General features: G+C 56.6%; 17 protein-coding genes. 14 read left to right on the plus strand and 3 right to left on the minus strand.

What is annotated here, in order from left to right; genetic code table 11:
• The first annotated feature begins 554 nt into the window (after nt 1-554).
• The 11 genes from LQ215_RS04055 to LQ215_RS04105 all read left to right on the plus strand — a co-directional run bounded on the left by LQ215_RS04055 (nt 555) and on the right by LQ215_RS04105 (nt 8,881).
• Nucleotides 555-1,136: an STY4534 family ICE replication protein gene (locus LQ215_RS04055; RefSeq protein WP_068934419.1), complete on the plus strand. Its 582-nt coding sequence runs from the start codon at nt 555-557 to the stop codon at nt 1,134-1,136.
• Between the two features lie 71 nt (nt 1,137-1,207).
• Entirely contained in the window at nt 1,208-1,465 is a 258-nt protein-coding gene (locus LQ215_RS04060) for a hypothetical protein (protein ID WP_068934417.1), read from the plus strand.
• A 100-nt stretch (nt 1,466-1,565) separates the two neighbouring features.
• Nucleotides 1,566-2,060 (plus strand): RadC family protein, encoded by a 495-nt coding sequence (radC, locus tag LQ215_RS04065; RefSeq protein WP_027912508.1) that lies wholly within the window; start codon nt 1,566-1,568, stop codon nt 2,058-2,060.
• Between the two features lie 53 nt (nt 2,061-2,113).
• Entirely contained in the window at nt 2,114-2,857 is a 744-nt protein-coding gene (locus tag LQ215_RS04070) for an ABC transporter substrate-binding protein (protein WP_068934414.1), read from the plus strand.
• Between the two features lie 106 nt (nt 2,858-2,963).
• Nucleotides 2,964-3,506, plus strand: coding sequence for a PilL N-terminal domain-containing protein (locus LQ215_RS04075; RefSeq protein WP_068934412.1), 543 nt, complete (start codon nt 2,964-2,966; stop codon nt 3,504-3,506).
• Nucleotides 3,503-4,174: a chemotaxis protein gene (locus LQ215_RS04080; protein ID WP_068934410.1), complete on the plus strand. Its 672-nt coding sequence runs from the start codon at nt 3,503-3,505 to the stop codon at nt 4,172-4,174. The genes LQ215_RS04075 and LQ215_RS04080 overlap by 4 nt, the downstream gene beginning before the upstream one ends.
• A gap of 9 nt (nt 4,175-4,183) precedes the next feature.
• Nucleotides 4,184-4,903, plus strand: a complete 720-nt coding sequence (locus LQ215_RS04085) for a TIGR03759 family integrating conjugative element protein (protein ID WP_068934408.1) — start codon at nt 4,184-4,186, stop codon at nt 4,901-4,903.
• Complete coding sequence (locus LQ215_RS04090; RefSeq protein WP_230147500.1) at nt 4,885-5,433, plus strand: lytic transglycosylase; 549 nt, start codon at nt 4,885-4,887, stop codon at nt 5,431-5,433. Before LQ215_RS04085 ends, LQ215_RS04090 begins: the two co-directional genes overlap by 19 nt.
• Complete coding sequence (locus LQ215_RS04095) at nt 5,430-5,945, plus strand: integrating conjugative element protein (RefSeq protein WP_230147501.1); 516 nt, start codon at nt 5,430-5,432, stop codon at nt 5,943-5,945. The genes LQ215_RS04090 and LQ215_RS04095 overlap by 4 nt, the downstream gene beginning before the upstream one ends.
• 9 nt (nt 5,946-5,954) lie before the next feature.
• Nucleotides 5,955-8,060 carry a type IV conjugative transfer system coupling protein TraD gene (gene traD, locus LQ215_RS04100; protein WP_230147502.1) on the plus strand — a complete coding sequence of 702 codons (2,106 nt, stop codon included), beginning with the start codon at nt 5,955-5,957 and terminating at the stop codon, nt 8,058-8,060.
• Nucleotides 8,061-8,149: 89 nt separating this feature from the next.
• On the plus strand, nt 8,150-8,881 hold the full coding sequence (locus tag LQ215_RS04105; protein WP_034113424.1) for a TIGR03747 family integrating conjugative element membrane protein: 732 nt from the start codon (nt 8,150-8,152) through the stop codon (nt 8,879-8,881).
• A 44-nt stretch (nt 8,882-8,925) separates the two neighbouring features.
• Here LQ215_RS04105 and LQ215_RS29485 read toward each other — a convergent pair whose 3' ends face one another.
• The 3 genes from LQ215_RS29485 to LQ215_RS04115 all read right to left on the minus strand — a co-directional run bounded on the left by LQ215_RS29485 (nt 8,926) and on the right by LQ215_RS04115 (nt 11,260).
• Nucleotides 8,926-9,048: a hypothetical protein gene (locus tag LQ215_RS29485; protein ID WP_262375565.1), complete on the minus strand. Its 123-nt coding sequence runs from the start codon at nt 9,046-9,048 to the stop codon at nt 8,926-8,928.
• 540 nt (nt 9,049-9,588) lie between these two features.
• Entirely contained in the window at nt 9,589-10,872 is a 1,284-nt protein-coding gene (locus LQ215_RS04110; RefSeq protein WP_201022114.1) for a toll/interleukin-1 receptor domain-containing protein, read from the minus strand.
• A complete protein-coding gene (locus LQ215_RS04115) occupies nt 10,850-11,260 on the minus strand; it encodes a TIGR02391 family protein (RefSeq protein ID WP_201022113.1) in 411 nt (136 codons plus the stop codon). Before LQ215_RS04115 ends, LQ215_RS04110 begins: the two co-directional genes overlap by 23 nt.
• A gap of 716 nt (nt 11,261-11,976) precedes the next feature.
• Here LQ215_RS04115 and LQ215_RS04120 point away from each other — a divergent pair.
• Genes LQ215_RS04120 through LQ215_RS04130 form a run of 3 tightly spaced genes read left to right on the plus strand, consistent with a single transcriptional unit; the run spans nt 11,977 to nt 12,937 of the window.
• Nucleotides 11,977-12,312 carry an RAQPRD family integrative conjugative element protein gene (locus LQ215_RS04120; protein ID WP_034113432.1) on the plus strand — a complete coding sequence of 112 codons (336 nt, stop codon included), beginning with the start codon at nt 11,977-11,979 and terminating at the stop codon, nt 12,310-12,312.
• On the plus strand, nt 12,309-12,548 hold the full coding sequence (locus LQ215_RS04125) for a TIGR03758 family integrating conjugative element protein (RefSeq protein WP_034113434.1): 240 nt from the start codon (nt 12,309-12,311) through the stop codon (nt 12,546-12,548). Before LQ215_RS04120 ends, LQ215_RS04125 begins: the two co-directional genes overlap by 4 nt.
• A gap of 17 nt (nt 12,549-12,565) precedes the next feature.
• Nucleotides 12,566-12,937 carry a TIGR03745 family integrating conjugative element membrane protein gene (locus tag LQ215_RS04130; RefSeq protein WP_081360913.1) on the plus strand — a complete coding sequence of 124 codons (372 nt, stop codon included), beginning with the start codon at nt 12,566-12,568 and terminating at the stop codon, nt 12,935-12,937.
• Nucleotides 12,938-12,940 lie beyond the last annotated feature (3 nt).

Below are 12,940 nucleotides of genomic sequence, written 5' to 3' on the forward strand. Positions count from 1 at the left end.
ACAAGGGTCGGTTGGCGAATCATGGCGCAGTTAAATCAAGTTTTGCGAGGAGCTTGTCGACTGCGTCAGAACGCCTAAGGTGGCTTTTCTGTTCCTCGCCTGGCACCCCGCCAGGCCTACTCTTCACTTTCGTCCGTCCAGTGATTGCCACTGAATTCCGGCCATAAAAAATCGGGTTGCGGCGCCTTGACGCTCCCCTGTGACAGGCTTATATAAAGGGTGTGGTTCGCTGTCGTTGACAGCCCAGCCCAGGTAGCTTGAACCTTCAAGGCTACGCCACGCTTGTGGTGGTTTACCCAAGTGCGATCAGCATTCGGAGGCTCGCACGATTACCGCTTCAGCGGTGATGAATGCCCACTACCCTAGGTCCGCAGATATGCTGCGGATTTCTCCTCTGCTGCCCCCCTATTCTCCAGGCGCATCGATCTGATGGTCATCGGCTTGCCGGTGACGAGTCGTTCATCGTTCGCCTTCACCTAACCCATCCTGACGGGGACTCACTTCCCCGTCAGGGGCTGTGCGTCGCCGTTTTCCCTTGAAACAGGAGAACCACCATGGCCCACGCCAACCAATCCCAAGAAGCAACCACTTACTTCAATCTGCACACCGTCGGTATCGGCTACCTCAACCGTGTCCGTGAAGTACAAGTCCGCCGCGGCCAGCCGTTCATGGCCTGCGATATCGCCGCTCTGCATGGTGCCACTGATGCAGTGGAATACACCCGTTTCGACTGCAAAGTCGCGGGAGGCGAAGCTGAACGTTTGATTCGCCTCTATATGGACGCCGTCAAAGCCGAGAAAAAGGTCTTGCTGTCGTTCCGTATCGGCGACCTGTGGATTGACCCATTTCTCTATGAGAAAGGCGATAAACAAGGCCAACCGGGCGCCAGCCTTAAAGGCCGTCTGCTGTTCATCGACTGGATCAAGGTCAACGGTACACTCGAGTACAAAGCGCCTGCCAGGCAGGAGGCAACAGCACCTGCTGAGCAAGCGCCAAACAGTGAGCCATCCCCACCATCGGCTGATGCCGAAGCTGAGGATACCGACAACCCAACAGAGTCCAGGATTGAACCTGAATCTGCCCCCACTTCCCGCACGGCTCGCCGTGTTGCCAAACGTACTGTTCAGTCCGCCTGAACGATCCACGATCGTTTACCTCAAGGCGCTCAATCGAGCGCCTTTTTTTCAATCAGCACAGGAGAACCATCATGGAATCCTTCTGGCTTTGCGACGATTGCCTGTTCGCTGCGGCTTACGAGGACTGCAGCACGTTATCGCTCTATTACACGACGGATGAGGTCGAGGAACGCATCGCCGGTCTCCATCGTGGACTGGTTCGGCTTATGCCCATCAGTGCCGACTTCGATCCCGAAACTGGCCGTGGAATAAGAACCTTCTCCCCATTGCCCTGCGACGGTTGTGATTCACACCTGCACGGGCAACGCCACCGATTCACTCAGCTGTAAACAGCGCGTCATCGGGCAATGCCCGTGACTCTATATCTACCTCGGGGACACCGCTCCCCTCGGGTGTGTACCCCCGGATTGGTCCCTTCGGAGGTACGCCATGAGCACCCAACTCACCCTGATTGAAACCTCGGATGTCGAGGCTGATCGTATCGCCCAGGAAAACCAGCTAATCGACGAAGCTCTGCACATTCTGGATCGTCGGCTGTTCACCCGCGGCCCCAACCTGACGTCACCTGACGCCGTGGCCTCATATCTGAAACTTCATCTTGCGCAACAAGAGCATGAAGTTTTCGGTGTGATTTTTCTCGATGCCCGCCATCGCGTTCTGGCGTTCGAGATCCTCTTTCACGGCAGCATCGATGGCGCCAGTGTTTATCCCCGCCAGGTCGTCAAGCGCTCCCTCGAACATAACGCAGCAGCCGCCATTTTTGTCCACAACCACCCCTCGGGTTGTACGGAACCCAGCCAGGCAGACCGCGTCTTGACCGCACGGTTGAAGGAGGCCTTGGCCTTGATCGAGGTTCACGTACTGGATCACTTCATCGTAGGTGAAGGTCGCCCACTTTCTCTTGCCGAATACGGTTGGCTTTAACCCTTACAGGCGCCTTCGGGCGCCTTGTTCATTTTTCATCCTGGAGAATACTCATGAACTCCACTACCGAAACCCCAGACATGCTGGGGGCCTCAAACCCATTCGTTCGCGGCTATGACAATCTATCTATCGAACGGCTGCTACTGATCACCTACGCAAACGACTGCCCTCCCTGCTTTCGCTCCATACACGACTCACAAGCTCATCTACTCGACGATGCGTTAGAACTGTTTCCCTGCATGTTCAATGACGACGCCGCCTTGATCAGCGAAGGCCAATCCATTCCGGATGAATTGGAAGAATGTTTCCAGTCCACCGGGCTGGTGCGGCAAGTAGTCTATGCCGTGACTGGCGAAATGCACGATGAGCGACATCACGTCGGTGACCTGTACTCCCTGGAAGAAGCCCAAGCCTTGGTCCATCGTTTGAGCTTCGACACAGGACACTACAGTCGAGCCTGGGAGATCAGTACCGCACACCTCACTGAAGATGCATTGCGCTACTTGGAACACCGGGCTGGCAGTTTCAACGCTGGAGCAACCGGACTGCTGTTTGAACCCTTCGCCCTGAGAGACTGCAATGGCCTCGGGTGTAAGCTGATCGGCACGCCCTGGACCGACGAGAACCTGATGAAGATCGAGGGCCGTCCTTACGCATCGCTGAGGCAGGAGCAGCTCGACGCTGGCACACCGGAAGCCCTGGTCAACCTGCTGTATCTGGCTGCACTGGCCGATGTGCGATTGTTGATCTTCGACCCCGACGCCGCCGTCTTGGATGGGCTCGCGATTTTTGAATAGCAACGCGTTCAGCGTTAACACGACCCGCCTTGAATCAACTTACTCACTGAATCGCTCCTTCACCTCATGTCAGGTTCTGCACTGAATCTGACATGAGGTTTTGTCCATGGAGCGTTTTTTCACGCCTGTCTGCCTGCTGGGTTTATTGAGCGCCTGCACGGCGCAGATCCCCACCCCATTGCCGACTAGTCCAGAGAATGCCGACGGTTCCAATCGGGCCCAGCTTTCGAGGAGTACAGCCGAAGAGAGTCATCCGACAGAGCTCCGCTATGGCCGCTATACGCTGGTCAGCACCGAGCCCACCACGGAACAACGTAATCTTCTCGCTCAAATCGTTGACGTGAGCATTCCGTCCAACCTGAATCCTTCGGTACAGGAAGCGATGCACTACGTGCTGCAGCGCTCAGGTTATTCGCTCTGCCCTGCTGCCGAACCAGTAAAGATACTGTTTACCCGGCCTCTGCCTGCCGCCCATTACCGGCTCGGCCCGATCTCACTACGCAACGCGCTACAAGTACTGGCTGGCCCCGCCTGGCAACTCACGATCGATGAGGTTAGCCGTTCGGTCTGCTTCGAACGGCTAAAAAATGATGCTGCCGTCGTGCGGCTCGCACCCAGCGCGGCCCATCAGCCGGAGGCACGCCCATGAAAGCCTCGACATTTCAAACCCTCATTGTCGGCTCACTTTGCCTGGCGGTCTCCGGGCTGAGTGGTGGTTTGTATAACCAGTATCAACGCGTGACCGAGCTGGAAAATGCGAACGCCCAACGCCTACAGACCCTGGATACCCTGCAACGTGATTCAAGCACCCTCATGGATGCACAGGAGAAGCTGCAGTACGCACTGAAAGATCTCAAGCAGATGGTCGATACCGGTGAGCAACAGGCAAATACCCTCGATCCGATGTTGGATCAATGGGCGCAAGAGTTACAGGAGCTACGTGACGGTCTGGCAGCCCGTGCCACCGAAGCCGACATGATCGCGCTACGCGCACGACTCGAGCACGTCGAGCAGCAACTTCTGGAACTCAAGAGCCAGCCACCACTCCCACCACCGATGCCTTCCTCGGCCAAGCCGAAAAAAACTGCTCAGCCCAAGCCTGCCCTGCTCTCGCCGCCTTTCTCAGTACTCGGTGTCGAGTCACGCGGTGGCGAGCGCTTTCTGGCAGTAGCTCCTCCTGATAGTCGCTCGCTCAAGGATATCCAGTTGCTGCGCAACGGCGAACAGCTCGGCACATGGCAGCTAAAGGTGCTGGAGCAGAGCGCGGCCATCTTCGCGGTGACCGCTCAGCCAGACCAAACCGTGCAACTCCCTTGAGAAGCGATCATGAACAGAGCGCTGCTGAGCCCCATCGTCTGTTTCGTTTCATTGCTGAGCACGGGCGCTGCGCTGGGCGACCCCGGCACGACACCGTCACGAACCCAGGACACGCAGTCTGCTCCGCTGGAGCGTTCGCACTCAGAACAGGCGACAAGCTGGGGTCTGACGGAGCAGGAGTGGACACGCTTCATACAGATCCAAGCCGGCCCGCGTGGTTACTGGAGCCCGAATCTCGATCCGCTGACTGCACTCGGCGTCGAAGCAGAGAACGACCAAGAGCGTCAGCGCTATGCCGAATTGCAGGTAGCGCTGGAAGCCAAACGTGCCGAGCGCGAGCTGGCTTACCAAAACGCCTACACCGCAGCTTGGGCCAAGCTGTTTCCGGGGCTGTTGCCGATTCAGGGTATGGCATCCCCGCCCGCCGCTAGCTCACCGGTAGAGCCGCGCCGTGCTCTGTTTGTCGAAGACCATTGCCCTGCGTGCACCGCTGAAGCGCAGCGTCTGCAAAGCAGTGATACAGCGTTCGATATCTACCTGGTGGGCAGCCAAGGTGAGGATGAACATGTCCGTGGCTGGGCGCGGCAAGCAGGCATTGATGCGAGCAAGGTTCAACACCGGCAAATCACCCTGAACCATGATCGCGGGCGCTGGTTCAGCCTGGGAGCCCCGAGACCGTTACCCGTCACATTTCAGCAGGTGAACGGACAATGGCAACGTCTCGATTGATTGCTATTGCGCTCCTGCTGACGGTGCACGCCGTCCGGGCAGACGAACTCCCGCCTCCGGCTTATCAACTGGCAGCGCATGACGCCAACGTCCCTTCCACGGTGTTGTTCGCGATTGCCCTGCAGGAGAGTGGCGCCCGCCTCCGTGGTCGACTGCTGCCCTGGCCCTGGACGCTGAATATTGCCGGTAGCCCTTACCGTTTCGCCAATCGTCAGACCGCCTGTCACGCCTTGCTTCAGGCGCTTGCTCGGTATGACGCCAAGCGCGTCGATGCCGGGCTTGGGCAAATCAACCTGGGTTATCACGGACAGCATTTTTCCAGTCCCTGCGAAGCCCTCGAACCCTACCGCAATCTGGCCGTAACTGCCGCGCTGCTGCAAGAGCATCACGCCGTCACCGGTGATTGGGTGTCAGCTGCTGGCCGATATCACCGCCCGGCAGGAGGAACGCCGGCCGCGCGCTACCGCGCCGGCTTTTCTCAACAACTCGAACGACTGCAGGTTTCCTTTAAACAGGGCACACCACCATGAAGCGAATTCCCAGTGCGTATTACTTCGCCGTGCTCTTGGCTGCGCTCGCCCAGCCGGGACTGTCGTTTGCAGAAGTTCAGCCTGGCGGTTTCACCCGCCCCCAGTTTGAAGCTTCCAGGCCGCCAATAAACAACAAGACCCAGCCTGCTCGGGCCATACATGCAGACCTATCTGCATTTGCCGATGAAACCTGGATACTGCCCGTGCGCAGCTCTCACTTGAGCCCAGGCCAAATCACAACTCGCACCCTGGACATGCCGGGGTTGCAGCCATTTTTCCTTATCGGGGAGGATCCCCAATCGTTGGCTTGGCTGCATCAGCGTGCGACTGAACTGCAAGAAATGGGGGCGGCCGGCCTCGCCGTCGAAGTGACCGATACTGAAGCCCTGGCCCGAATTCGAGCAGCCGCGCCGGGCATCACCATCCTGCCGGTCAACGGCAACGACATCGCCTCTCGCCTGAAAATTGAGCACTACCCTGTCTTAATCTCAGCCACCTCACTGGAACAGTGAGTCTGGGTCATGGCCGAGCATGCGGTGGAGTCCAAACTCCGGCCCGCAGTCGAGCTGTATACCGTGGCGATCTGCGTCGCCGCGGCGGTGTTATGCGTGTATTCGCCCTGGGCCGTGGCCCTATCACCCGATATCGGTCTGATTGCGGCTCTGGCCTATGCCCTGTTCGGTTTGATCCGCCTCCGACAAGCTTGGGAGGTGTTGCGCTATCGGCGCAATATCCGCCGGCTGCCTCGCTACGAACTGACCAGCCGGCAGATTCCGGTGAGCCGCAAACGTCTGTTCATGGGTCGCGGCTTTCGCTGGACCCGCTTGCACACCCAGCGCTTGGTCGAGGCCCAGGATCCGGCCGTCGCTCACTACGTCGACCAACCGACCCGTTACCGTCTGGCACGTGGGCTCGAACGTCGCCTAGAACATGCACCGTTTCCGCTCTCGACACTGGCCCGCGTCACGGCCTGGGACAGCGCCTTTAATCCGTTGCGCCCTTTACCTCCGGTAGGAGGCTCGCCACTGCTGCATGGGGTCGAGCCAAATGAAACAGACGTCGGCCTTCCGCTGGGCGAACGGGTGGGTCACACGCTGGTGCTTGGTACTACCCGTGTCGGCAAAACCCGGCTCGCGGAGGTGTACATCACCCAGGACATTCATCGTATCGAACACGAGGTCGTCATTGTCTTCGATCCGAAGGGCGATGCCGATTTGCTCAAGCGCATGTACGTCGAAGCCAAACGTGCCGGTCGGGAGAAAGAGTTTTATGTGTTCCATCTGGGTTGGCCGGAGATCTCCGCCCGCTACAACGCCGTGGGACGTTTCGGGCGCATCTCGGAAGTAGCGTCGCGCATCGCCGGGCAGCTCAGTGGTGAAGGTAACTCGGCGGCGTTTCGCGAGTTCGCCTGGCGTTTCGTCAACATCATCGCCCGCGCCCTGATCGAGTTGGGCCGACGTCCGGACTACCTGCAAATCCAGCGACATGTGGTCAACATCGACGCGCTGTTCATCGAGTACGCCCAGCAGTTTTTCGCCAAGACCGACCCTAAGGCGTGGGAGGTGATCGTCCAGCTCGAAGGCAAACTCACCGAGAAGAACATCCCCCGGCATATGATCGGACGCGAAAAGCGCGTGGTGGCCATCGAGCAGTACCTGGCGGTGAAGCGGGTATTTGATCCCGTAATGGACGGGCTGCGTTCGGCGGTACGCTACGACCGTACTTACTTCGACAAAATCGTTGCCTCGCTACTGCCGCTGCTGGAGAAACTCACCACCGGCAAGACCGCCCAATTACTGGCCCCCAACTACACCGATTTAGATGACCCGAGGCCGATCTTCGACTGGATGCAGATCATCCGAAAGCGCGGCATCGTTTATGTCGGCCTCGATGCGCTGACCGATGCCGAGGTGGCCGCCGCTGTGGGCAATTCCATGTTCGCCGACTTGGTCTCGGTGGCGGGACACATCTACAAACATGGCATTGACCATGGCCTGCCGCCATCGGGTAGCAACGCTGGCAAGCTGCCGATCAACCTGCACGCTGATGAGTTCAACGAATTGATGGGCGATGAGTTCATCCCGCTGATCAACAAGGGCGGTGGCGCCGGCATCCAGGTAACCGCCTACACCCAGACACTCAGCGATATCGAAGCGCGAATCGGAAACCGCGCCAAGGCCGGCCAGGTGATTGGCAACTTCAACACCTTGCAGATGCTCCGCGTACGCGAGACCGCCACTGCGGAGCTGCTCACCCAGCAGTTGCCCAAGGTCAACGTGCTGACCAGAACCCTGGTATCGGGTGCCACCGACACCTCCGATCCTGAAGCCAATACGGACTTCACTTCCTCCTCTCAGGACCGCGTCAGCAGCACTAGTGTGCCGCTGATCGAGCCAGCGCATATCGTCAGTTTGCCGAAGGGGCAAATGTTCTCCTTCCAGGCCGGTGGCCAGCTCTGGAAAGTCCGCATGCCGTTGCCAAAACCCTCCAACGACGAGGCGATGCCCAAGGACCTGCAGGAGCTTACCCAGCGGATGCGGGCCACCTATAACGAACAGGCAGGGCAATGGTGGAGCGCAAGCGGTGGCGGCCCTACAACAAACTTCGATCTGGATCAGGTGGGTTAGCCCGACCCACCACAGGTTTCGATTCAGCAAACGCGTATTCGGCGAGCGCCGTGGCAGCATCAACTTAACGGTGCACAATGGAGTAAAGGATGGCGACTTCCGTACAGAACACGCCGCCACAACCGATCCAGCGTCCGGGATTGATCGTCTCGGCGATTGGCTTGGTCTTACGCATTATCGGTATGCTGATCGCCTCGTTGCTGTTTTCAATCCTTATCGAGTTCGCCGGTTTGCTGCTGTTCTGGGGCGATCAGGGTTGGCGGCACAGCCAAGCCATGTTGAATAGCGAATTGGGATGGCTCAGCGAGCACTTCAAAGCTTCACTCATTCTTCGACAACCTGAAAAGACGATTATCCGGTGGCTGGACATCCTCAATCAGTGGTTGCTGGTCAAGAGTGGCTTTGCGGATTTTGCCCAGCAGGCACGCGCGTCGAGCCAGAGTAACGGCTTCTGGAGTTGGGCCAATCAGCTCTACGTGAGCATTGAGGACTTCGTGCTGGCGGCGGTGTATGTGACCTTTACCTTTGTGGTGCGCCTGACCATTCTCGTCCTGGCCACACCACTGTTTTTGTTGGCCTCGTTCACCGGTTTTGTCGATGGCTTGATGCGCCGCGACCTACGGAAATTTGGAGCAGGGCGAGAAAGCAGCTTTGTCTATCATCGTGCTAAACGTGCAGTGGTACCGCTACTGTTCGTACCCTGGATCATTTACCTGTCCCTGCCCTTTACGCTCAATCCTATGGCTATTCTATTGCCTTGCGCAGTAATACTTGGGACAACGGTAGCGATCACAGCGACGACGTTCAAAAAGCATCTCTAGTACTAGTTAAGCTTTTTCCGCGATTGATTTGGTAGTGATGACACTCAACCTTCCCAGGTCTCAGCATCGTCCATTTCACCGCGAAAAACCGGCTGACCTACCTGTAGCTCATTTAAAGCTTCACGCAGACTTGCCCCTGTGCAGGCGTTACCGATACTTTTCAGCATCCAAGAATCTCCATAGTCCATCTGATGTGCGCTCCCCCATATACCAATAATGCGCCCACCAGAAGTTCAGGCGATCCGCGTCTTTGAGCAGTCGTTTGATTTGATCGTGTGCACTTGCCGCAAGGTTGCAGTATCGGACTGGCGACTCAGCGCCAGCCAGCTCGCTCAGAGACTCAGCCAGGGCGACCACCGCCCTTAGGGCCTTGCTACACTGCGCCTCGCAGTGTTCCGCTGGCTGAATTCCCGCTCAACCCTCAGGCTTACTGCTCAGCATGCACCGCCTGACGGAAAGCATTGAGATCGCCAGGTTGAACGCATCCAGGGTGACTGCTAGCGGTTCGATCACAGTTCCGGCGCCGGTTCACATGAATCCACGGCGCTCATGGGTGGGGTTCCTTTCCGTCGTTCCTCCATAACGCCAAGGCCAACCCGGGTGCGCCTCTACTGGTGCAAGCCAGCACTTAGCGGGTTTATGGTGCTGCAAGATTTCCATCGACAGTCAGTTACTACCCGTGACGACCTTCCATGGTTGGCCGTCAACTATGAAACTTTAAGGCGTCGCAACAATTTTCCTACGCCCTCATCGTAAGAGTCGGGAGAAGTGAAATCGGCATACAGTTTTCCCACTAGAAATAATGGGAGATCACACTGTTCGTACAAAAGCGGAAGCACTACGACCTCTCCAGTCGAAATTTCTCGATGGATGGCTATCTCCAGCTCTCTCTCGACCCACGGTGACTTGACCGATTTGGCAGACAGCACAACACAGATGTATTTGGTCTTTCTTAAGCCTTCGTCAATTTTTTTGGTTAAAGAATCTCCAACCAGGATCTCGGCCTCATCCAGCCAAACATCCCTAACCCCTTGAGCCTCTAACCGTGCTTTCAAGTTGCGCACGAAGGGCTTGTCCGCGCTGGTATGACTTAGAAAAACCCCATGATAAGCGCTACGCGGAACGGACGTAGGGTCGAGGCCGAGCGCGCAACGTACCAACACATCCGTAGCTTCTTGACTTGTGGGTGGGGTCAACATCCAAGCTTGAGACGAACCGACTACCACCTTCCCGCCTAAAGTGTAGCCTTCAGGTGTGTTAGCGAACGAATCAATGTGGGAGCCATGTGTATCAAGGCAAATGCCCCATCCGTCACTTTTCAACCTGTCGAAATAAGGTAGAAACTCTCCAACCTCGTCTGTGGTTGTAAGCCTCCGAGACTTCTTCTCGTAAAGAATACTAGAGTCAGCAACCATTTTAGCTACATCGTTGGCATAGCCCGAGTAAATACTACGCCGGCCAAAGAATTTAATATGTTTTTCTCGGGCCATCAGCCAAATAACACGAGTACCTTGTTCCAATGCGGCAGACAACTCCTGAGTGCGATCATATTGGTCGTAAGCAGTATCCAGGTCGAACCGGTTATCCTCCGCCTTGAGGTCCCACAGCTCGCTATTCGACTCCGAATGGGGCGTAGCTACTCCAAACATAAAATGTGAGTAGCTCTGAGGGTTGATTATGATCACGTCATATTCGTATAGCGCGTAGGCCGAACGGCTCTTGTCGATGCTTGCTCGGCATAACCCCAGCACATCAATCGTCGTGTCAGGAATCGGGTCCCCTCCGTAGGTGCAACCGACCAGCAGAACATTTTTCATGCCTTTTTCCTTTGATTCCGTCAACTTGCTGCCCAAATAAAACACTAAACCGTGCATGTCGCCGCGAGTCTTGAGCTTGATATTGCCATAGGCCAGGGCATCGAGCAGGTCAGCCCGTCGTTCAAGGCGAGGCTTGGAGGTACCTGCCCCGTCAAAGAGTGCGAGCTTTATCAAGCCTCCGATGAATCAGCGAAACGATTGTTAAGATATCTTCTGCATCTTCTTTCGACATTTCCCACGAAATTCTTGCTTCATGAGCGGTGGGGTTGCGAAACATCCCGAATGTCCCGCGTATTAAGTTGGCGAACCCGCTTTGCTCGCTGCGCTCACTCACGGTCTTGAGCGCATTTATGGACAAAAGCGGGGGATGCCCCGCGAGGACACGATCGACCAAGGTTGCTCCATCATCTCTTACGCCTGCGCGCGACCTCATCTTATCGGCGACACTCTTGACTGCTTCTTGGACTGCATGGAAATAGTTATCAGCCAATAACTCTGCTCGGCAAAATCTGAGGACGTCTGGATGAACGCCACGTCCTTCCAGATCTGCCCTCAGTTCCATGGCCCGACGTCTAGCTTCAGGCAACGTCTGTGCAGTTTCGGCTTGGAGAGGTTACCTCCTTGATCGACGAAAAGCCCTGAAAATGCTAGGACCAGGTTAAGCAGGGCACGCATCGGCTCATAGCGCTCAGGATCGCGGCTATAGCGGGCAGGCTTCATCGCTTGGCGAATGAACTCCAAAACGTGGGTACGATTCCTTTTGGTATTTTGGCTATCGGCAAAAGCGTTGTAGATGCGCGTGCGTTTTGTGATCGGTCCCGGATCTATCATTTTAGCAGTGGCTAGAAGAAACTAAATTTCAGATCCGGTAAGTCCTGCGCTGGTGTCGCCTAACGCTCCTGCAATTGCCTCAAGCTGATCCTGTGAAAAAAGCGCCATCCATATACTCCAGATTTGCCATATCAATGCAGACAAATAAATAGGATCACCGACATCACTATGCCATCTCAAGTGCGAAAGCGCGCCGGAATCTCAAATCACCATCTAGAAGCGGCCTGCAGTGGTCGATACAGCCACGCCCAAGAGTAGTTCTGCACCGTCTTAACGTCTCCGATGGCAGCCAACACACTCGCCGCCGACGATCGAAGGTCCACATCAGCTGTGAAGTAAATATCCCCAGTCCTTCCTCAGAAAAACGATTCATCACACCTCAAGTTTCTTAATGAACAATTCGACCTCTGACTTGATTCTGTTCCCAGATCCATATGGGCCAGCATCATGCCAACTACCCCCTTTCGCTGCTTGTTACTGTTCTCGCTTGCTATCGTCGATGGCAGCAGTTATGCCGCATCTGCTCATGAGCAGGAACAGCTCAGCCTAGTCCAGCAGCAACTCGACACTATAGAACGACTAGCGGCACGAGCCGAGACAACCAACAGGTCTGAACCAGACGAACGCTATCGTTTCGACTATCCCCGGCTGACTCAGGACATCCAGCGCATCCGCCATGGAGTACAGGACTACCTGTCCCCTTCGCGCGCTCAGCCCCGCGACCCCATTGAATTGGTAGGTGATTACCGCCTCGACACTCCGTCCGCGAAGCCGTCGCCATGAGGATGACTGACGCTCAGAACTCAGCGTTCCAAAACGCATCCGGTTTCTCACCGCAGAGCAGTTCGACACTGTGGCTGTCCATGGTCCTCGTTCTGGCTTTGCTGTGGTGTGCCTGGGTGATCTGGACGGCTTACCGGGGATGGGCGACAGGCAGTGTGCGCTTCGGCGCCTTCGGTGGCAGCACTGCACGCGTGTTGCTCGCGCTGTTGGTTCTGATGTTCTTCACCCTTTCCTAAACCAGGAGATCGCCGTCATGCTCAAGTGCCTTGTCCCCCTGAAAAACAACCTAAGTGATCGTGCCAGCCAACGCTTGATCGGACTGCTGCTGGTGCTCGGTCCAAGCTTGGCTTTTGCCGAACTCCCGACCATGGAAGCCCCTTCGCGTGGCGAAGGTTCTGGGTTGATCGAGACGATCAAAAACTACGCCTACGACGGCGGCATCCTGCTCGGCCTGCTGATCGCTTTGCTCGCTTTTCTAGGCGTGGCCTGGCACTCCCTGACCGTCTATGCCGACGTACAGAACCAGCGAAAGACTTGGAAAGACCTCGGTGCCGTGGTTGGTATCGGCGCCCTACTGGTGGTGATCATCATCTGGTTCCTGACCAAGGCTGCCGCGATTCTGTGAGGT

Origin of the sequence: Pseudomonas brassicacearum (assembly GCF_918698105.1) — a bacterium.
GTDB classification, from domain to species: domain Bacteria; phylum Pseudomonadota; class Gammaproteobacteria; order Pseudomonadales; family Pseudomonadaceae; genus Aquipseudomonas; species Aquipseudomonas brassicacearum_F.